General features: G+C 69.2%; 17 protein-coding genes. All 17 read left to right on the top strand.

Going from position 1 to position 17,465, the window contains the following annotated elements:
• Nucleotides 1-67 precede the first annotated feature (67 nt).
• Nucleotides 68-1,117: an IS110 family transposase gene (locus JL108_RS15860; protein WP_205199138.1), complete on the top strand. Its 1,050-nt coding sequence runs from the start codon at nt 68-70 to the stop codon at nt 1,115-1,117.
• A gap of 142 nt (nt 1,118-1,259) precedes the next feature.
• On the top strand, nt 1,260-1,835 hold the full coding sequence (pyrR, locus tag JL108_RS15855; protein ID WP_143914025.1) for a bifunctional pyr operon transcriptional regulator/uracil phosphoribosyltransferase PyrR: 576 nt from the start codon (nt 1,260-1,262) through the stop codon (nt 1,833-1,835).
• 5 nt (nt 1,836-1,840) lie between these two features.
• Nucleotides 1,841-2,776, top strand: a complete 936-nt coding sequence (locus tag JL108_RS15850) for an aspartate carbamoyltransferase catalytic subunit (RefSeq protein WP_307837298.1) — start codon at nt 1,841-1,843, stop codon at nt 2,774-2,776.
• Nucleotides 2,773-4,092, top strand: a complete 1,320-nt coding sequence (locus JL108_RS15845; RefSeq protein WP_240191332.1) for a dihydroorotase — start codon at nt 2,773-2,775, stop codon at nt 4,090-4,092. Before JL108_RS15850 ends, JL108_RS15845 begins: the two co-directional genes overlap by 4 nt.
• Complete coding sequence (gene carA / locus JL108_RS15840) at nt 4,089-5,225, top strand: glutamine-hydrolyzing carbamoyl-phosphate synthase small subunit (RefSeq protein WP_143914023.1); 1,137 nt, start codon at nt 4,089-4,091, stop codon at nt 5,223-5,225. Before JL108_RS15845 ends, carA begins: the two co-directional genes overlap by 4 nt.
• Nucleotide 5,226: 1 nt before the next feature.
• A complete protein-coding gene (gene carB, locus JL108_RS15835) occupies nt 5,227-8,628 on the top strand; it encodes a carbamoyl-phosphate synthase large subunit (protein WP_205199136.1) in 3,402 nt (1,133 codons plus the stop codon).
• On the top strand, nt 8,625-9,446 hold the full coding sequence (pyrF, locus tag JL108_RS15830) for an orotidine-5'-phosphate decarboxylase (RefSeq protein ID WP_205199135.1): 822 nt from the start codon (nt 8,625-8,627) through the stop codon (nt 9,444-9,446). Before carB ends, pyrF begins: the two co-directional genes overlap by 4 nt.
• A gap of 68 nt (nt 9,447-9,514) precedes the next feature.
• Nucleotides 9,515-9,835, top strand: coding sequence for a nucleotidyltransferase family protein (locus JL108_RS15825; RefSeq protein ID WP_205199134.1), 321 nt, complete (start codon nt 9,515-9,517; stop codon nt 9,833-9,835).
• The gene (locus tag JL108_RS15820) at nt 9,832-10,194 is read left to right on the top strand and encodes a HepT-like ribonuclease domain-containing protein (RefSeq protein ID WP_205199133.1); all 363 of its coding nucleotides are present in this window, start codon (nt 9,832-9,834) and stop codon (nt 10,192-10,194) included. The genes JL108_RS15825 and JL108_RS15820 overlap by 4 nt, the downstream gene beginning before the upstream one ends.
• A gap of 42 nt (nt 10,195-10,236) precedes the next feature.
• On the top strand, nt 10,237-10,686 hold the full coding sequence (locus JL108_RS15815; protein WP_143914018.1) for a hypothetical protein: 450 nt from the start codon (nt 10,237-10,239) through the stop codon (nt 10,684-10,686).
• A 2-nt stretch (nt 10,687-10,688) separates the two neighbouring features.
• Nucleotides 10,689-11,012, top strand: coding sequence for an integration host factor, actinobacterial type (gene mihF / locus JL108_RS15810; RefSeq protein WP_205199132.1), 324 nt, complete (start codon nt 10,689-10,691; stop codon nt 11,010-11,012).
• Nucleotides 11,009-11,587 (top strand): guanylate kinase, encoded by a 579-nt coding sequence (gene gmk / locus JL108_RS15805; RefSeq protein WP_143914016.1) that lies wholly within the window; start codon nt 11,009-11,011, stop codon nt 11,585-11,587. The genes mihF and gmk overlap by 4 nt, the downstream gene beginning before the upstream one ends.
• A gap of 79 nt (nt 11,588-11,666) precedes the next feature.
• Nucleotides 11,667-11,981, top strand: a complete 315-nt coding sequence (gene rpoZ, locus JL108_RS15800; RefSeq protein WP_143914015.1) for a DNA-directed RNA polymerase subunit omega — start codon at nt 11,667-11,669, stop codon at nt 11,979-11,981.
• Nucleotides 11,982-12,240: 259 nt separating this feature from the next.
• A complete protein-coding gene (gene coaBC / locus JL108_RS15795) occupies nt 12,241-13,449 on the top strand; it encodes a bifunctional phosphopantothenoylcysteine decarboxylase/phosphopantothenate--cysteine ligase CoaBC (protein WP_205199131.1) in 1,209 nt (402 codons plus the stop codon).
• Nucleotides 13,450-13,514: 65 nt separating this feature from the next.
• Complete coding sequence (gene metK / locus JL108_RS15790; RefSeq protein ID WP_143914013.1) at nt 13,515-14,702, top strand: methionine adenosyltransferase; 1,188 nt, start codon at nt 13,515-13,517, stop codon at nt 14,700-14,702.
• 79 nt (nt 14,703-14,781) lie between these two features.
• Nucleotides 14,782-15,360: a hypothetical protein gene (locus tag JL108_RS15785; RefSeq protein WP_205199130.1), complete on the top strand. Its 579-nt coding sequence runs from the start codon at nt 14,782-14,784 to the stop codon at nt 15,358-15,360.
• Between the two features lie 34 nt (nt 15,361-15,394).
• Complete coding sequence (locus tag JL108_RS15780; protein ID WP_205199129.1) at nt 15,395-17,329, top strand: primosomal protein N'; 1,935 nt, start codon at nt 15,395-15,397, stop codon at nt 17,327-17,329.
• Nucleotides 17,330-17,465: the final 136 nt, after the last annotated feature.

Here is a 17,465-nt window from a genome sequence, read left to right as displayed (position 1 = left end):
CCTCGTGGTGACTCTTCATCCCGGGCCGACGCCGGCAACGACGTCACCCGTGGAGAGGAAACATCGCATGTCCATCGTTGCAGAGACCTACAGATTCGTCGTGGGAGTCGATACCCACGCGGCGCATCACAGTTACGCGATCATCGCCGCGCCGACCGGCGCGGCGATCGATCAGGCACGGTTCCCGGTCACGCCCGCTGGCCTGGACCGTGCGGTGAGTTGGGTCGCCCGTCGCACCGGAGGTGAACGCGATGAGGTGTTGATCGCGGCTGAGGGCACCGGCTCCTACGGAGCCACCATGACAGAGAAGTTCACCCACGCCGGCTACCGCGTCACCGAAGCCCCGACCCCCTCGACGGCACGGTTACGAGGCACCGGCAAGACCGACGAACTCGACGCGCTCACCGCGGCCCGATCGAGTCTGGCCATGGCCACCAGCCAGCTCCGCGACGCACGAGCCCACGGAACACGAGCAGCACTACAGACCCTGACGAGCCTGCGTGATCTGCTCAACGATCAGCGACTAGCGCTGATCAACGCGCTGACCGCGCTCGTGCGCGGTCACAGCCTGGGCATCGACGCCCGCCGGGCGTTGACCCGCACCCACATCCGTCAGATCGCCTCCTGGCGCACACGCGACGAGGCCCCACACCTCGCGCTGATCCGCGCCACCGCAACCCGTCACGCCCAAGCGATCCTCGACCTGGAGACCGAACTGACCCACAACCGAACCCAGATCAGCCAGATCGTCACACGCCAAGCACCTGAACTCCTCCACCTCCACGGCGTCGGACCGATCACCGCAGCAGTCGTGCTGACCGTCTGGTCCCATCCCGGCCGAATCCGTTCCGAAGCAGCCATGGCCGCCATCGCCGGCACCAGCCCGATCCCAGCCTCCTCCGGCAACACCAGCCGGCATCGCCTCAACCGAGGCGGGGACCGCAAACTCAACCGAGCCATCAACACCATCGTGCTGACCCGCTGGCGCTCCTACCCCGAAACACAGGCCTACATCAAACGCCGACGCCAAGACGGCAAACCCGACCGCGACATCCGACGATGCCTACGCCGCTACACCACCCGACAACTATGGAGAACCCTCAACACCCACACTTGACACACATAGAAGCATCGCCCCAGGTCGGGCCTCCTGGGCGAAGCACGGGTCGTGGCGTCCCCGCGAGTGCCTGACTGTTAGGCTGAGGCGACCGATCGACATCCTTTAACCACCGTCCCGTGAGGCGGAGAAGGAGGTCAGCATGGTGGTGTCTGCCGACACGCCCACGCCTGACGACGTACCCGCGCGCACCGTCCTCGACGACCAGGACATCTCCCGCGCTCTCACCCGCATCACCCACGAGATCCTCGAACGCAATCGCGACTCCCGCGATGTGGTGCTGCTGGGCATCCCCACCCGCGGAGTCCATCTCGCCCGGCGCATCGCCGAGCGGATGAGCGAGGTCGAGGGACGCACGATCACCCCCGGATCGCTCGACGTCACGATGTACCGCGATGACCTGCGCATGCGCCCCGCACGCGCCCTCGAGCACACCTCGATCCCCGAGGACATCGACGGCAAGATCGTGGTGCTCGTCGACGACGTGCTCTTCAGTGGCCGCACCATCCGTGCCGCTCTCGACGCGCTCAACGACCTCGGCCGCCCGCAGGCCGTCCAGCTGGCGGTCCTCGTCGACCGCGGCCACCGCGAGCTGCCGATCCGCGCCGACTTCGTCGGCAAGAACCTCCCCACCTCGCTCGCCGAGAAGGTCCAGGTCCGCCTCGCCGACCACGACGACGAACCCGATTCGGTCACCATCGTGGGAGGTGCGTCCTGATGGCGATGCCCCGACACCTGCTCTCCGCCGGGGACCTGGACCACGAGGCCGCCACCCGTGTGCTCGACACCGCCGAGGAGCTGCTCGGCGTCGCCCAGCGGCCGATCAAGAAGCTGCCCACGCTGCGCGGCCGCACCGTCGTGAACCTCTTCTTCGAGGACTCGACGCGCACGCGCATCTCCTTCGAGGCCGCGGCCAAGCGCCTGTCCGCCGATGTCATCAACTTCTCGGCCAAGGGCTCGAGCGTCAGCAAGGGCGAGAGCCTCAAAGACACCGCTCTCACCCTGCAGGCCATGGGCGCCGATGCCGTCGTGATCCGGCACCCCGCCTCGGGCGCTCCCCATCGGCTCGCCACCAACCGCTGGATGAGCGGTGCGGTGGTCAACGCGGGCGACGGCATGCACGAGCATCCGACCCAAGCGCTGCTCGATGCCTTCACGATGCGCCGCCATCTCGGCGATCTGGCCGGCAAGAGCGTCACGATCGTCGGCGATGTCCTGCACAGCCGGGTCGCGAGGTCCAACGCCCTGCTGCTGCACACCCTCGGTGCCGAGGTCACTCTCGTGGCGCCCCCGACCCTGCTGCCCGTCGGCGTCGAGAGCTGGCCGGTGACCTGCTCCTACGACCTCGACGACAGCCTGGAGAAGGCCGATGCCGTCATGATGCTGCGGGTGCAGCGCGAGCGCATGAACGCCTCGTTCTTCCCCAGCGCCCGGGAGTACAGCCGCCGCTACGGGCTCGACACCGCCCGCATGAACCGGCTGCCCGACCACGCCATCGTCATGCACCCCGGCCCGATGAACCGGGGTATGGAGATCACGGCCGATGTCGCGGACTCACCGCGCTCGGTCATCGTCGAACAGGTCACCAACGGCGTCGCCGTGCGGATGGCCGCCCTGTATCTACTGCTCGGCGGCGCCGAGAACGAGGAGACGGCATGAGCGAGCGAACAATGGGCACTGCCACCACGATCCTGCGTCAGGTGCGCCCCTTGGGCGGGGAGCCCGTCGACATCGCCATCGAGGACGGTGTCATCACCGCTATCGGCACCGGACTCGAGGGCGACGAGGTCATCGAGGGCGGCGGACATATCGCGCTGCCCGGTCTCGTCGACCTCCACACTCACCTGCGCGAGCCGGGACGCGAGGACGCCGAGACCGTCCGCACCGGCTCGCAGGCTGCGGCACGGGGTGGCTTCACCTGCGTGCACGCGATGGCCAATACCGAGCCCGTCGCCGACACCGCCGGTGTCGTCGAGCAGGTCTATCGGCTCGGTGTCGAGCACGGATTCTGCGATGTGCAGCCGATCGGCGCCGTCACCGTCGGCCTGGAGGGGGAGCGCCTCGCCGAGCTGGGCGCCATGGCGACCTCAGCCGCCGGTGTGCGGGTGTTCTCCGATGACGGCAAGTGCGTCTCGGACGCTGTGCTCATGCGGAGGGCGCTCGAATACGTCAAGGCTTTCGACGGCGTCGTCGCCCAGCACGCGCAGGAGCCGCGGCTCACCGAGGGCGCGCAGATGAACGAGGGTGCGCTGTCCGGCGAGCTGGGACTCGCGGGCTGGCCGGCGGTCGCGGAGGAGGCGATCATCGCCCGCGACGTGCTGCTCGCCGAGCATGTCGGCTCGCGGCTGCATGTCTGCCACCTGTCCACACGCGGCTCGGTCGAGATCGTGCGCTGGGCCAAGAGCCGCGGCATCGACGTCACTGCCGAGGTCACCCCGCACCACCTGCTGCTCACCGACGAGCTCGTCCGCAGCTACGACCCGATCTACAAGGTCAACCCGCCGTTGCGCAGCGCGGACGACGTCGCCGCGGTCCGCGAGGGCCTGGCCGACGGGACGATCGACATCGTCGCCACCGACCACGCACCGCATCCGATGGAGGACAAGGAGTGCGAGTGGGATGTCGCCGCCTTCGGCATGCTCGGTCTGGAGACCGCGCTGTCGATCGTGCAGCAGACGATGGTCGACACCGGCGCGATCGGCTGGGAGCGCGTGGCCGAGTCGATGTCTGCGGCGCCCGCGCGTATCGGGCGCGTGGAACGGCACGGACGCCCGTTGGCGGTCGGTGAGCCGGCCAATATCGTCGTCTACGATCCCGCGGCGACCCGCGTGGTCGAGCCCGCCGATACCGCCTCGCTGTCCCGCAACACCCCCTACGCCGGTATCGAGCTGCCCGGCCGGGTCGTCGCCACGCTGCTGCGCGGCCGCCCGACCGTCCTCGACGGCGCCCTCATCGAACAGGAGGTCTCCGCATGACCGGGAGCATCCCTGCCGTGATCGTGCTCGAGGACGGCCGTGTCTTCCACGGCGAGTCCTACGGCGCGCAGGGCACCACCATCGCCGAGATCGTCTTCAACACCGGTATGACCGGCTACCAGGAGACGCTGACCGATCCCTCCTATCGCGGCCAGATCGTGGTCATGACAGCCCCGCATATCGGCAACACGGGCGCCAATGCCGAGGATTTCGAGTCCCGGCGGGTGTGGGTCGAGGGATATGTCGTGCGCGACCCCGCGCGTCGCTCCTCGAACTGGCGGGCCGACCGCACCCTCGACGAGCTGCTGCGCGACGAGGGAGTCGTGGGCATCAGCGGCGTCGACACACGGGCCCTGACCCGGCACCTGCGGGAGCGGGGCTCGATGCGTGCCGCGATCAGCAGCGAGACCCTCGACACCGACGCGCTCGTCAAGCAGGTCAACGAGGCCCCGCAGATGACCGGATCGAACTTCCTCGCCGATGTGACCACCTCCGAGGCCTATGTCGTCCCGGCGGTGGGGGAGAAGCGGTACACCGTCGCCGCACTGGACCTGGGCATCAAGGGCATGACGCCCCGGCGGATGGCCGAGCGCGGCATCGAGGTCCACGTCCTGCCGGCCACCTCCACCATCGACGATGTCCTCGCCGTCGATCCCGATGGCGTCTTCGTCTCCAACGGGCCGGGCGACCCGGCGACCGCGGACGGCCCCGTCGAGGTCGTGCGAGGAGTGCTCGAACGCAAGATCCCCTTCTTCGGGATCTGCCTCGGCAACCAGATCCTCGGTCGCGCGCTCGGGCGAGGCACCTACAAGCTCGCCTACGGCCACCGCGGCATCAACCAGCCGGTGCAGGACCGGACCACCGGCAAGGTGGAGGTCACCGCGCACAACCACGGCTTCGCGGTCGATGCTCCGCTCGACACGGACTTCGAGACGCCGTTCGGGCCCGCGCACGTCACGCACGTCGGCCTCAACGACGACGTGGTCGAGGGGCTCGCGCTGCGCGAGCAGCCCGGCTTCAGCGTCCAGTACCACCCCGAGGCCGCGGCGGGCCCGCACGATGCCGCCTATCTGTTCGACCGGTTCGTCGAGACCATGAGCCGGTCCACCACCACGCCCGAGGGGACGGTCTGACATGCCCAAGCGGAACGACATCGAGTCCGTCCTCGTCATCGGCTCCGGCCCGATCGTCATCGGCCAGGCCTGCGAGTTCGACTACTCCGGGACACAGGCCTGCCGGGTACTGCGCGAGGAGGGCATCCGGGTCATCCTGGTGAACTCCAATCCGGCCACGATCATGACCGATCCGGAGTTCGCTGACGCCACCTACGTCGAGCCGATCACGCCCGAGTTCGTCGAGAAGGTCATCGCCGCGGAGCGCCCCGACGCGCTGCTGCCGACTCTCGGCGGCCAGACCGCCCTCAACGCGGCGATCGCCCTGCACGACAACGGTGTGCTGGAGAAATACGGGGTCGAGCTCATCGGAGCCTCGGTCGAGGCCATCGAGAAGGGCGAGAACCGCGAGATCTTCAAGGAGATCGTCGAGGGGCTCCCGGCCGAGTGGGGTGCCGAGGTCGCCCAGAGCGCCATCTGCCATTCGATGGAGGAGTGCCTCGAAGCCGTCGGTGAGCTCGGGTACCCCGTGGTGGTGCGTCCCTCGTTCACGATGGGCGGTTCCGGCTCAGGGCTCGCGTACGACGAGGCGGACCTGCACCGCATCGCCGGCAACGGCCTCGCGCTCAGCCCCACCACCGAGGTCCTCCTGGAGGAGTCGATCCTCGGCTGGAAGGAGTACGAGCTGGAGGTCATGCGCGACAAGGCCGACAATGTTGTGATCGTCTGTTCGATCGAGAATGTCGACCCGGTCGGGGTGCACACGGGCGACTCGATCACCGTCGCTCCCGCCATGACCCTCACCGATGTGGAGTACCAGCGGCTGCGCGATATCTCGATCGGGGTCATCCGCGAGGTCGGCGTCGACACCGGCGGCTGCAATATCCAGTTCGCGGTCGACCCCGCGAACGGACGCATCGTCGTCATCGAGATGAACCCGCGCGTGTCCCGGTCGAGTGCGCTGGCCTCGAAGGCCACCGGCTTCCCGATCGCCAAGATCGCGGCCAAGGTGGCCATCGGCTACACCCTCGACGAGATCCCCAACGACATCACCGCCGAGACTCCGGCCTCCTTCGAGCCGACCCTCGACTACGTCGTCGTCAAGGTGCCGCGGTTCGCCTTCGAGAAGTTCCCGGCCGCCGACGCGACGCTGACGACGCATATGAAGTCCGTCGGCGAGGCGATGGCGATCGGGCGCAACTTCACCGAGGCGCTGCAGAAGGCCTTGCGCTCGCTGGAACGCAATGGTGCGGAGTTCGACTGGACCAAGGAGTGGGTCGATCTCGACAAGGAGACGCTCCTCGCCGAGATCGCCGTTCCTCACGACGCACGGCTCAAGAAGGTCATGGACGCCATCCGTGCCGGCGCGACCCCCGATGACGTCTTCGAGGCCACGGGCATCGATCCGTGGTTCGTCGACCAGCTCATGCTGATCAACGAGGTCGCGCAGGAGCTCATCGAGGCCGAGGAGCTGTCGCCGGGCCTGCTGCGCCGGGCCAAGCGGCACGGCTTCAGCGACAGCCAGCTCGGCCGCATCCGCGCGATGTCGGCCGACGTGGTGCGGGGGGTGCGTCATGCTCTCGGCGTGCGGCCGGTCTACAAGACGGTCGACACCTGTGCGGCGGAGTTCGCCGCGCAGACGCCGTACCACTACTCGTCCTATGACGAGGAGACCGAGGTCGAGCCCCGTGAGCGTCCTGCGGTGCTGATCCTCGGCAGTGGGCCCAACCGCATCGGCCAGGGCATCGAGTTCGACTACTCATGCGTGCACGCGGCGCTCGCGCTGAGCGAGGCTGGCTACGAGACGGTCATGGTCAACTGCAATCCCGAGACCGTCTCGACCGACTACGACACGAGCGACCGCCTCTACTTCGAGCCGTTGACGCTCGAGGACGTGCTGGAGGTCGTGCACGCCGAGCAGCAGGCCGGACCCGTCGCGGGCGTCATCGTGCAGCTGGGCGGCCAGACGCCGCTCGGGCTCGCCGCCGGTCTCGAGGCCGCGGGGGTGCCCATCGTCGGAACGCCGCCCTCGGCCATCGACCTCGCCGAGGAGCGCGGCGCGTTCGGCCGCGTGCTGGAGGAGGCCGGCCTGCCGGCGCCCAAGCACGGCACGGCCACGACCTTCGAGGGCGCCAAGCGGGTCGCCGACGAGATCGGCTATCCGGTGCTCGTCCGCCCGTCCTATGTGCTCGGCGGACGCGGCATGGAGATCGTGTACGACGAGGAGGCGCTCAAGAGCTACATCCGCACGGCCACCGAGATCTCGCCGGAGCGCCCCGTCCTCGTCGACCGCTTCCTCGATGACGCGGTCGAGATCGACGTCGACGCGCTCTACGACGGAACCGAGCTGTTCCTCGGCGGGATCATGGAGCACATCGAGGAGGCCGGCGTGCACTCGGGCGACTCGGCCTGCGTCTTGCCCCCGATCACCCTCGGGCAGCTGGAGATCGACAAGATCCGCGCCTCCACCGAGGCGATCGCCGACGGGGTCGGGGTCCGCGGGCTCATCAACATCCAGTTCGCCCTGAGCTCGGACACCCTGTTCGTGCTGGAAGCCAATCCGCGCGCATCGCGGACGGTTCCGTTCGTCTCCAAGGCGACGGCCACGCCGTTGGCCAAGGCCGCTGCCCGGCTCATGCTGGGCGAGTCGATCGCCGAGCTTCGCGCGGCGGGGGTCCTGCCCGAAGGCACCGACGGCGGCACCCTGCCGATCGAGGCGCCGATCGCGGTCAAGGAGGCCGTGATGCCGTTCAACCGGTTCCGCACGTACGAGGGCACCTATGTCGACACGGTGCTGGGCCCGGAGATGCGGTCCACGGGCGAGGTCATGGGCATCGACGCGTACTACGGGGCGGCCTATGCCAAGAGTCAGGCCGGTGCGCAGAACGGTCTGCCGACCTCGGGCAAGGTCTTCGTGTCGGTCGCCAATCGCGACAAGCGGCACATGATCTTCCCGGTCAAGCGGTTGGCCGATCTCGGCTTCGAGATTCTCGCCACGACGGGCACGGCCGAGGTGCTGCGTCGTAACGGCGTCCAGGCGACCGTCCTGCGCAAGCTCCACGAAGGTGACACGGACGGCAGCGCACGCAGCACCGTGGTCGACAAGATCCACGCCCGTGATGTGCAGCTGATCATCAACACGCCGCACGGCATCACCAGCGGCGGCAGCCCGCGTGTGGACGGCTATGAGATCCGGACGGCCGCGGTGGCCGAGGGGATCCCGTGCATCACGACGGTCCAGGGGCTGGCGGCTGCCGTGCAGGGCATCGAGACCCAGATCGCCGAGTCGATCGGCGTGCGCTCGCTGCAGTCCTGGGCGACCTCGATCGGTGAAGGACGGTCGAGTCTCTCCTCCGGTGGTCGAGCAGCCGCGAGGGACGAGCGGCGTATCGAGACCACGTCGGTCGTAGGGTCGGTCGAATGAGTTTCGGATCGCGGGTCCAGGCCGCGTCCCTGGCCTACGGTCCGGTCTGCGTGGGCATCGACCCGCATCCCGGACTGCTGGAGCAGTGGGGGCTGGAGGACTCCGTCGAGGGCCTCGAACGGTTCGCCGCCACCTGCGTCGAGGCGTTCGCCGGACAGGTCGCCTTCGTCAAGCCCCAGTCGGCCTTCTTCGAGCGCTTCGGTTCTCGGGGAGTGGCCGTACTGGAGCGTACGATCGCCGACCTGCGCCACACCGGCTCGCTGGTGGTCCTCGACATCAAGCGCGGCGATATCGGCTCGACGGCCGCGGCCTATGCGACGGCCTATCTGGATGAGGACTCGCCGATGGCGGTCGACGCGGTCACGGTGAGCCCGTATCTGGGCTTCGGCACCCTGACGCCGTTCTTCGCGACCGCCGAGCTCAACGATGCGGGAGTCTTCGTGCTCGCGCTGACCTCGAATCCGGAGGCGCCCCAGGTCCAGCACGCCGTGACCGAGTCGGGCCGCACCGTGGCGGGCTCGGTGCTCGCGCAGCTCAAGGCGGCCAACGAGGGCTTGGAGCCCATGGGCCCGCTGGGCGCTGTCGTGGGCGCAACGATCGGCGAGACCGATGAGGATCTCGATATCGGCGGTCCGCTGCTCGTCCCCGGCTTCGGTGCGCAGGGCGGGGGAACAGGCGACCTCGACCGGCTGTTCGGCCACCTGCCACCGGAGCGGCTGCTCGTCTCGACCTCTCGCGGTGTGCTCTCCGCGGGCCCTGACGCGGGTGCGCTGCGTGCCGCCGCCCTCGACCTCAACGAGCAGCTCCGACGCAGCTAGCCCCCTCACACGGGGTCTGGGTACGCGGAATGGCCGGGGTCATGCTCGGTCGGGCGTATCCTGGTGTCATGGCGACGCTCGCTCCTACCCGGCGATCGATGGAACTGCGTGCTCTTCTCGCTCAGCACCAGGGAGAGCTGGAGGCTGTATTCGAGCAGTACGGCCTCGCGCATGTCCGAGTCTTCGGCTCGGTGGCTCGAGGCGACGCCGACGATGAGAGCGATGTTGATCTGCTCTTCGAATGCCCCGAAGGGATGGGGTTGCTGACGATGAGCCGAGTGGAACGGGAGCTTTCGGAGATTCTTGGGGTCGCCGTCGACCTCGTGCCCGAGACCGCTCTGCTCACCACGGCGCGCGCGAACGTCGAGAAAGATGCGCGGCCGCTGTGAGCACCCGGGCTGACGCCGAGCGCATTGCTGCGGCTCTCGAGCATTTGGATGCCATGCATCGTCATCTCGCGCAGGGCGACATTCGTGAGAACGTGATCGCCGATGCTGTGAGTATGCGGCTCCTGGCTGCCATCACGGCTGTGCATGACGGCGACCCAGCTCTTGGCCAACGCCTGTTCTCTACGGAATGGCGCGACATCTGGGGCATGCGGAACAGGATCGCCCACGGATATCTCACCACGGATCCAGTGATCATCCGCAGCACGGTGAGCAACGATGTCCCCGCCTTCGAACGTGCGTTGCGCGAGGAGCTGGCGATGCTCCACAGGTCCTCCCGGGAGGACCGGAGCGCTCCTTGACCTAGGCGTCGGATCGCGTGGCGACCTAGTAGGGTCGTGGGAGTGAGGAACCGGTGGGTTGGCGCAGCCGTGGTGCTGCTGGCGACGACGACGTTGTCGGGCTGCTTCGGCAGCGATCCGTACTGCGACGCGGTCAAGGAGCACGAGGAGACGTTGAACTCCTTCGGCGCCGAGCGCACCGACGCCGCCTATGCCGACTACGCCACGGCGGCCAAGGAGATCGCTGAGGCCGCACCGGAGTCCATCGCCCCCGACTGGGAGACCATCGCCGAGGTCACCGACGGTGTCATCGCCGCGCAGTCCGAGGCAGGCGTACCGTTGGAGAACATGGGCGACTCTGACACGGTGGCGCAGTTGTCCCAGGAGCAGCGCGACGCGCTCAACGCGTCGTATCAGGCATTCAACGACACCGTCGAGCAGCGCAGGGCCGTGGTCGCCGATATCGACGACCAGTGCGGCGTCACCCTCGAGCAGCCGGAGGCGAAGGAGTAACGATGGCCCTGCCACCCTTGACCGATGAGCAACGACGTGAGGCGCTGGCCAAGGCCGCCCGCGCGCGGGCGGTGCGCGCCGAGGTCAAGAATAGGCTCAAGCACTCGGGCGCCTCGATCGCCGATGTGCTGAAGCTCGCCGGCTCCGATGAGGCGATCGCCAAGATCAAGGTCCTCGACCTGCTGCAGTCGATGCCCGGCGTCGGCAAGATCACGGCGAAGGAGATCATGGAGCGGCTCGGCATCGCCGAGTCGCGCCGGTTGCGGGGTCTCGGGCCTCACCAGCAGCGCGACCTCGTCGCCGAGTTCGCTCGCCGCGGCCGATGACCGCTCCTTCGCGCCTGGTGGTTCTCGCCGGGCCCACCGCGGTCGGCAAGGGCACGGTCGCCGCGCGCGTCCGCGAGACCCAGCCGGATATCTGGATCTCGGTATCGGTCACCACCCGGGCGCCGCGTCCCGGTGAGGTCGACGGCCGGCACTACTGGTTCATCACCGAGGAGGAGTTCGATCGGCTGATCGCCGAGGACGGACTGCTTGAGTGGGCGGTCGTGCACGGGCGGCACCGGTACGGCACGCCGCGCGCCGCCGTCGAGGAGCGGCTGGCCGCCGGCGATTCGGCGCTTCTCGAGATCGATCTGCAGGGGGCGCGCCAGGTGCGCGAGCGGATGCCCGAGGCGCTCATGGTGTTCCTCGCGCCGCCCAGCTGGGACGAGCTCGTGCGACGACTGGTCGGCCGCGGAACCGAGACGGAGGCCGAGCGTGAACGCCGGTTGCGGACGGCACGCGAGGAACTGGCCGCGCAAGCCGAGTTCGACGTCACGATCGTCAACACCGATGTCGATGAAGCGTGCGCGGAGTTGGTAGAGTTGTTCTCGAACATGAGCTCCTCGACCGCCGAATAGCCACGCGGCCCTGCCCGCCGTCGCGCACGACCGTCGCCGCGCTCGCCCTACACACCGACCACGAGAGGTGCGGATCTTCGTGTCCACCACCCGTTCCGCCGCCGAAGGCATCACCAATCCTCCTATCGACGACCTGCTGGAGAAGTCCGAGTCCAAGTACAAGCTGGTGCTCTACAGCGCCAAGCGGGCTCGCCAGATCAATGCCTACTACTCGCAGCTCGGCGAGGGCCTGCTCGAGTACGTCGGTCCGCTGCTGGAGACCGAGGTGCAGGAGAAGCCCCTCTCGATCGCCCTCCGCGAGATCAACGAGAACCTCCTGACCGTCGAGGACATCGATCCCGAGGCCGAGGCGGCTGCCGCACAGGCCGCACGCGACGCGGCCGGCGAGAGCTGACTCTGCACCCATGAGCGAGCGCAGCGAGCGACCGATCGAGATGTCGTCATGCCGGTGCCGGTCTACGCTGCTTTTCCTTGAGACGGTGTCGGCATGAGCGAGCGCAGCGAGCGACCGATCGAGATGTCCTCATGCCGGTGCCGGTCTACGCTGCTTTTCCTTGAGACGGTGCCGGCATGAGCGAGCGCAGCGAGCGACCGATCGAGATGTCGTCATGCCGGTGCCGGTCTACGCTGCTTTTCCTTGAGACGGTGCCGGCATGAGCTCGATCGTGCTCGGTGTCAGCGGGGGAGTGGCGGCCTACAAGGCGGCGCTGCTCCTGCGGCTGTTCACCGAGGCCGGTCACGACGTGCGAGTCGTCCCCACCGAGGCCGCGCTCGAGTTCGTGGGCGCGGCGACCTGGGAGGCGTTGTCGGGCAAGCCGGTGCAGACCGGCACCTTCGAGAACGTGCCGCAGGTGCCGCACGTCGCGATCGGGCAGCACGCCGATCTCGTCGTGGTGGCTCCCGCGACAGCCAACACGCTGGCCAAGGCCGCGCACGGTCTCGCGGACGACCTGCTCACCAATACGCTGCTCACCGCGCGCTGCCCGGTCGTCTTCGCCCCGGCGATGCACACCGAGATGTGGGAGAACGCCGCCACCCGGGCCAATGTCGCGACGTTGCGCGGGCGGGGCTCGACCGTCATCGAACCGGCGGTCGGACGCCTGACGGGGGCTGACTCCGGAGCCGGGCGGCTGCCCGAGCCCGAGGACATCTTCGCCGCGTGTCTGCGCGTCCTCGACGGCCGTCCCCAGGACCTGACCGGTCGGAGGGTCGTCGTCAGCGCCGGTGGCACCCGCGAGTTCCTCGACCCGGTGCGCTTCCTGGGCAACCGCTCCTCGGGCCGCCAGGGCCTGGCGCTCGCGCAGGCAGCGGCCGCCCGCGGAGCCGAGGTGACCTTGGTGGCCGCGAATGTCTCCCTTCCGGCCCCGGCAAGTGTCGAGCGCATCGACGTCGTCACCACGGCCGAGCTGCGTGACGCGGTCGTCAAGGCCGCGGCGACTGCCGACGCAGTGGTCATGGCCGCGGCACCGGCCGACTTCCGGCCCGCCAACTACGCCGACGCCAAGATCAAGAAGGTCCCCGGAGGCGACGCGCCGACCATCGAGCTGGTCGAGAACCCCGACATCCTCGCCGAGCTGGTGCGCTCGCGCCCGAGCGGCTCCGGCGAGCCGTTCATCGCCGGATTCGCGGCGGAGACCGGGGACGAGAACGCCACCGTCGTCGAGCACGCGCGTGCCAAGCTGGCCCGCAAGGGCTGCGATCTGCTGGTCGTCAACGATGTCAGCGCCGGCGCGGTCTTCGGAGCCGACGACAACGAGGTCATCCTGCTGACCGCCGACGGCGAGGCGCGGCCTCTCGCGCGCGCGGCCAAGTCCGAGGTCGCGAACGCGATCTGGGACACGATCGTCCAACGACTGGGATGACCCGCCGGGCTCGCCACGGCCTAGTACAGTACTGACGTCGTCCATCATCAGGAGAGTTCTTCACCGTGAGCCGTTTGTTCACCTCCGAGTCCGTGACCGAGGGTCACCCGGACAAGATCGCCGATCAGATCAGCGACAGCATCCTCGACGCGCTGCTCGCGGTCGATCCCAAGAGCCGCGTCGCGGCTGAGACCTTCGTGACCACCGGCCTCGTCCTGGTCGGCGGCGAGGTCACCACCGAGGCCTATGTCGACATCGCGCGGATCGCGCGCGACCGGGTGCTGGAGATCGGCTACGACTCGTCCACCAAGGGCTTCGACGGAGAGTCCTGCGCCGTGCAGGTCACCCTCGACGCGCAGTCGCCCGATATCGCGCAGGGCGTCGACACCGCCTTCGAAGGACGCACCGGTGTCTCGGAGGATCCGCTGGACCGCCAGGGCGCGGGCGATCAGGGCCTCATGTTCGGCTTCGCGATCGACGAGACGCCCGAGCTCATGCCGCTGCCGATCACCATCGCTCACCGGCTCTCCGAGCAGCTGACCCGCGTGCGCAAGGACGGCACGCTGCCGTACCTGCGCCCCGACGGCAAGACCCAGGTCACCATCGAGTACGGCGACGACGACAAGCCCAAGCGGGTCGAGGCGATCGTCATCTCCACCCAGCACGAGGACGGCATCGACCTCGAGAACCAGCTGCCGCAGGACCTGAAGAAGCACGTCATCGACGTGGTCCTCGCCGACTACGACATCGACGGCAGCGACGCCAAGCTGCACATCAACCCCACCGGCAAGTTCGTCATCGGTGGTCCGATGGGCGATGCCGGCCTGACCGGTCGCAAGATCATCGTCGACACCTACGGCGGCTATGCGCGTCACGGCGGCGGCGCGTTCTCGGGCAAGGACCCGAGCAAGGTCGACCGCTCCGCCGCCTACGCGATGCGCTGGGTCGCCAAGAACATCGTCGCCGCGGGTCTGGCCACCAAGGCCGAGGTGCAGGTCGCGTACGCGATCGGCGTCGCCCACCCGGTCGGTTTCTATGTCGACACCTACGGCACCGAGACCGTTCCGGTCGATACGATCCGTGAGGCCGTGCTCGAGGTCTTCGATCTGCGCCCCGCGGCGATCGTGCGCGACCTGGACCTCCTGCGTCCGATCTACGCGCAGACCGCGGCCTACGGCCACTTCGGCCGCCCCGGCCTGCCGTGGGAGTCGACGGACCGCGCCGACGCTCTGCGCGCGGCCGCCGGTCGCTGATCGGCGTCCCCAGACACAGCTCGTACCGACGGCGGGAGAGACTTGGTCTCTCCCGCCGTCGGCGTCGTAGGAGGCCCTCGTGCTGGATCCGAACTGGGTGTTCCTCAGCGCGGCGCTCGGACTGTTCGGGAGCCTGCGCTACGCGGCCGCGACCGTTGCGGGACGGGTCCGGCCCAATCTGGTGACGTGGTCGCTGTGGGCGGCCGCGCCGCTCATCGCCTTCCTCGCCCAGCTCGACGCCGGGGTCGGCCTGCCCGCCGTGCCGACGCTGTCCGCGGGGCTCGGGCCGCTGGTGGTGGTCGTGGCGAGCCTCGCGGCGCGGCGACACCGCGCCAGCCTCGGTCCCTTCGATCTGGCCTGCGGGGTCACCGCCGCGGTGGCGCTCGGCGTGTGGATCGGTCTCGGGCAGGCGCCCGCGGCCGTCATCATCGCCGTGGTCGCCGACGGCGTGGCGGCCCTGCCGACGATCGTCAAGGCGTGGCGCGATCCCTGGTCCGAACAGGCGACCTTCTACGCTCTCATCGGCGTCGGCGCGGTGATCACCCTGCTGACCATCACGTCCTGGGAGCCGGCCGCGTGGGCCTTCGCCGGCTACATCCTGGGACTATGCACGTTGCTGTGCGCCGTGCTCGTGGCGCGTCGCCGTCACCTGCGCTGAGCCGACTGTGGGTGGCGGCTGGGAGAATCGCGACGTGGACGAACAGCTCGCGATGCTCCAGGTGGAGGCGGCACGCCCTCCTGCCTCGGTCGCCCGCGTCCTGATCGACTCCCCGCTGCCGCATCTGGACCGGCTGTTCGACTATCGGGTGCCCGATGAGCTGGCCGCGGACGCACGGCCCGGATGCCGCGTCAAGGTGAGATTCGCCGGCAAGCTGACCGACGGCTTCCTGGTCGAGCTCTCCGACTCCACGGAGCACCAGGGCACACTCGCGGCCTTGCACAAGATCGTGTCGCCCGAGCCGGTGCTGCGACCGGAGGTGTTGCGCCTGGCGCGTGCAGTCGCCGAGCGCTATGCCGGGACCGTCACCGATGTCCTCCGGCTCGCCATCCCCCCACGGCACGCTCGCGCCGAGGCGCATCCGGTCGGCGATCCGGTCTCGCCGCCGGACGATCCGGGCAGCGCCGCGTGGTATCCCTATGTCGACGGGCCGGCCTTCGTTGAGGAGCTGGCCGCGGGACGCTCGCCGCGCACGGTGCTCGCGGTCCTGCCACGTCACGAGCCGGAGCGAGCCGTCGCGGAGGCGGTCGCCGCGACGGCCCGCTCGGGGCGAGGCGCGATCATCTGCGTGCCCGATGCCCGAGACGTCGAGCGCTGGGACGCCGTCGTCACCGAGGTGCTCGGTCAGGACCGCCATGTCGTGCTGACCGCGGCACAGAAGCCGGCCGCTCGCTATCGCTCCTTCGTCCGTGTCGCACGCGGTGAGGTCTCGATCGTGCTGGGCACCCGTGCCGCGGCCTATGCCCCGGTGCGCGACCTCGGTCTGGTGGCGATGTGGGACGACGGCGACGACCTCTTCGCCGAGCCTCGCGCCCCGTATCCGCACGCTCGCGAGGTCCTGCTGACGCGCGCGGCGCAGCAGGGTGCCGGTGTCCTGCTGGCCTCCTATGCGCGTTCGGTCGAGGCGCAGTCGGTGGTGGAGTCGCGCTGGTGTGCCGACCTCGGCGGCGATCAGGCGGCACGTCGTCGCGAATGGCCGCAGCTGACGGTCACCGACGGCACCGAGACGGGGGCGGCGCCGGTGCGCCTGCCTCGGCAGGTCTTCACGGCGATCCGCGGCAGCGGGGGGCACGTTCTCGTACAGGTTCCTCGGCGCGGCTACCGCAGCTCCCTGGCCTGTCAGCGCTGCCGGACACCTGCGCGCTGTCGGCAGTGCGAGGGACCGCTGGCGCAGACGTCCGCCCGGGCACCCGTCGTCTGCCGCTGGTGCGGGACCCAGGACCCGCACTGGCGGTGCCACGAATGCGGCGGCGATCGGCTCCGCGCGCCCGTCGTAGGCCAGCTGCGCACGGCGGAGGAGTTCGCGCAGGCCTTCACGAGTCATCGGGTCGTGACCTCAGGAGGCTCGTCGGTGCTCGACACAGTGGATCCCGGTCCGGAAGAACGGGCGCTGGTCCTGGCGACACCTGGAGCCGAACCCATGGTTCCCGGAGGCTACTCGCTGGTGGTGTTGCTGGACACCTGGCTGATGCTCGGCCGTGACGAGGTCCGGGTGGTCGAGGAGGCCCACCGCCGGTGGTTCAACGCCCTGGCGCTCGCCGCCCACCACGGTGAGGCGGTCGCCGTCGGGGACCCGGCGTCTCTCCAGGCGCTCGTGCGTGCCGATCCGGTCGGACTGGCGGTCCGGCAGCTGGCCGAGCGCGCCGAGACCCATCTGCCGCCGATCGGGCGTCTGGCCACGATCGATGCTCCCGCCGAGGTCCTCGCCGAGTTGGCGCATCGGTCGTGGACCCCGCACACCGAGCTCCTCGGTCCGGTGCCGGTGGACGCCGACCGCGAACGGCTGATCCTGCGCGCCCCTCGCCGCGAGGGTCTCGCGCTCGCCCGTCTCGTCAAGCAGGCGTCCGCGGAGCGCAGCGCCGCCAAGCTCCCCGCCTGGCGGGTCCAGGTCGATCCGATCGATTTCTGAGTCCCCTCACCCGGTGGCGGTAGGCCATCAACCCTTCCGGGGCGGTGGCGGTGGGCTGTCAACCTTTCCGCGGTGGCTGCGGTAGGTCGTCAACCTTTCCGGTGGGTGATGGGGTTGACCAGCTACCGCCAGGGGG

It is taken from the genome of Aeromicrobium sp. YIM 150415 (genome assembly GCF_016918125.1).
Taxonomy (GTDB): Bacteria; Actinomycetota; Actinomycetes; order Propionibacteriales; family Nocardioidaceae; genus Aeromicrobium; species Aeromicrobium piscarium.
This window is presented reverse-complemented; position numbering and strand designations above follow the sequence as displayed.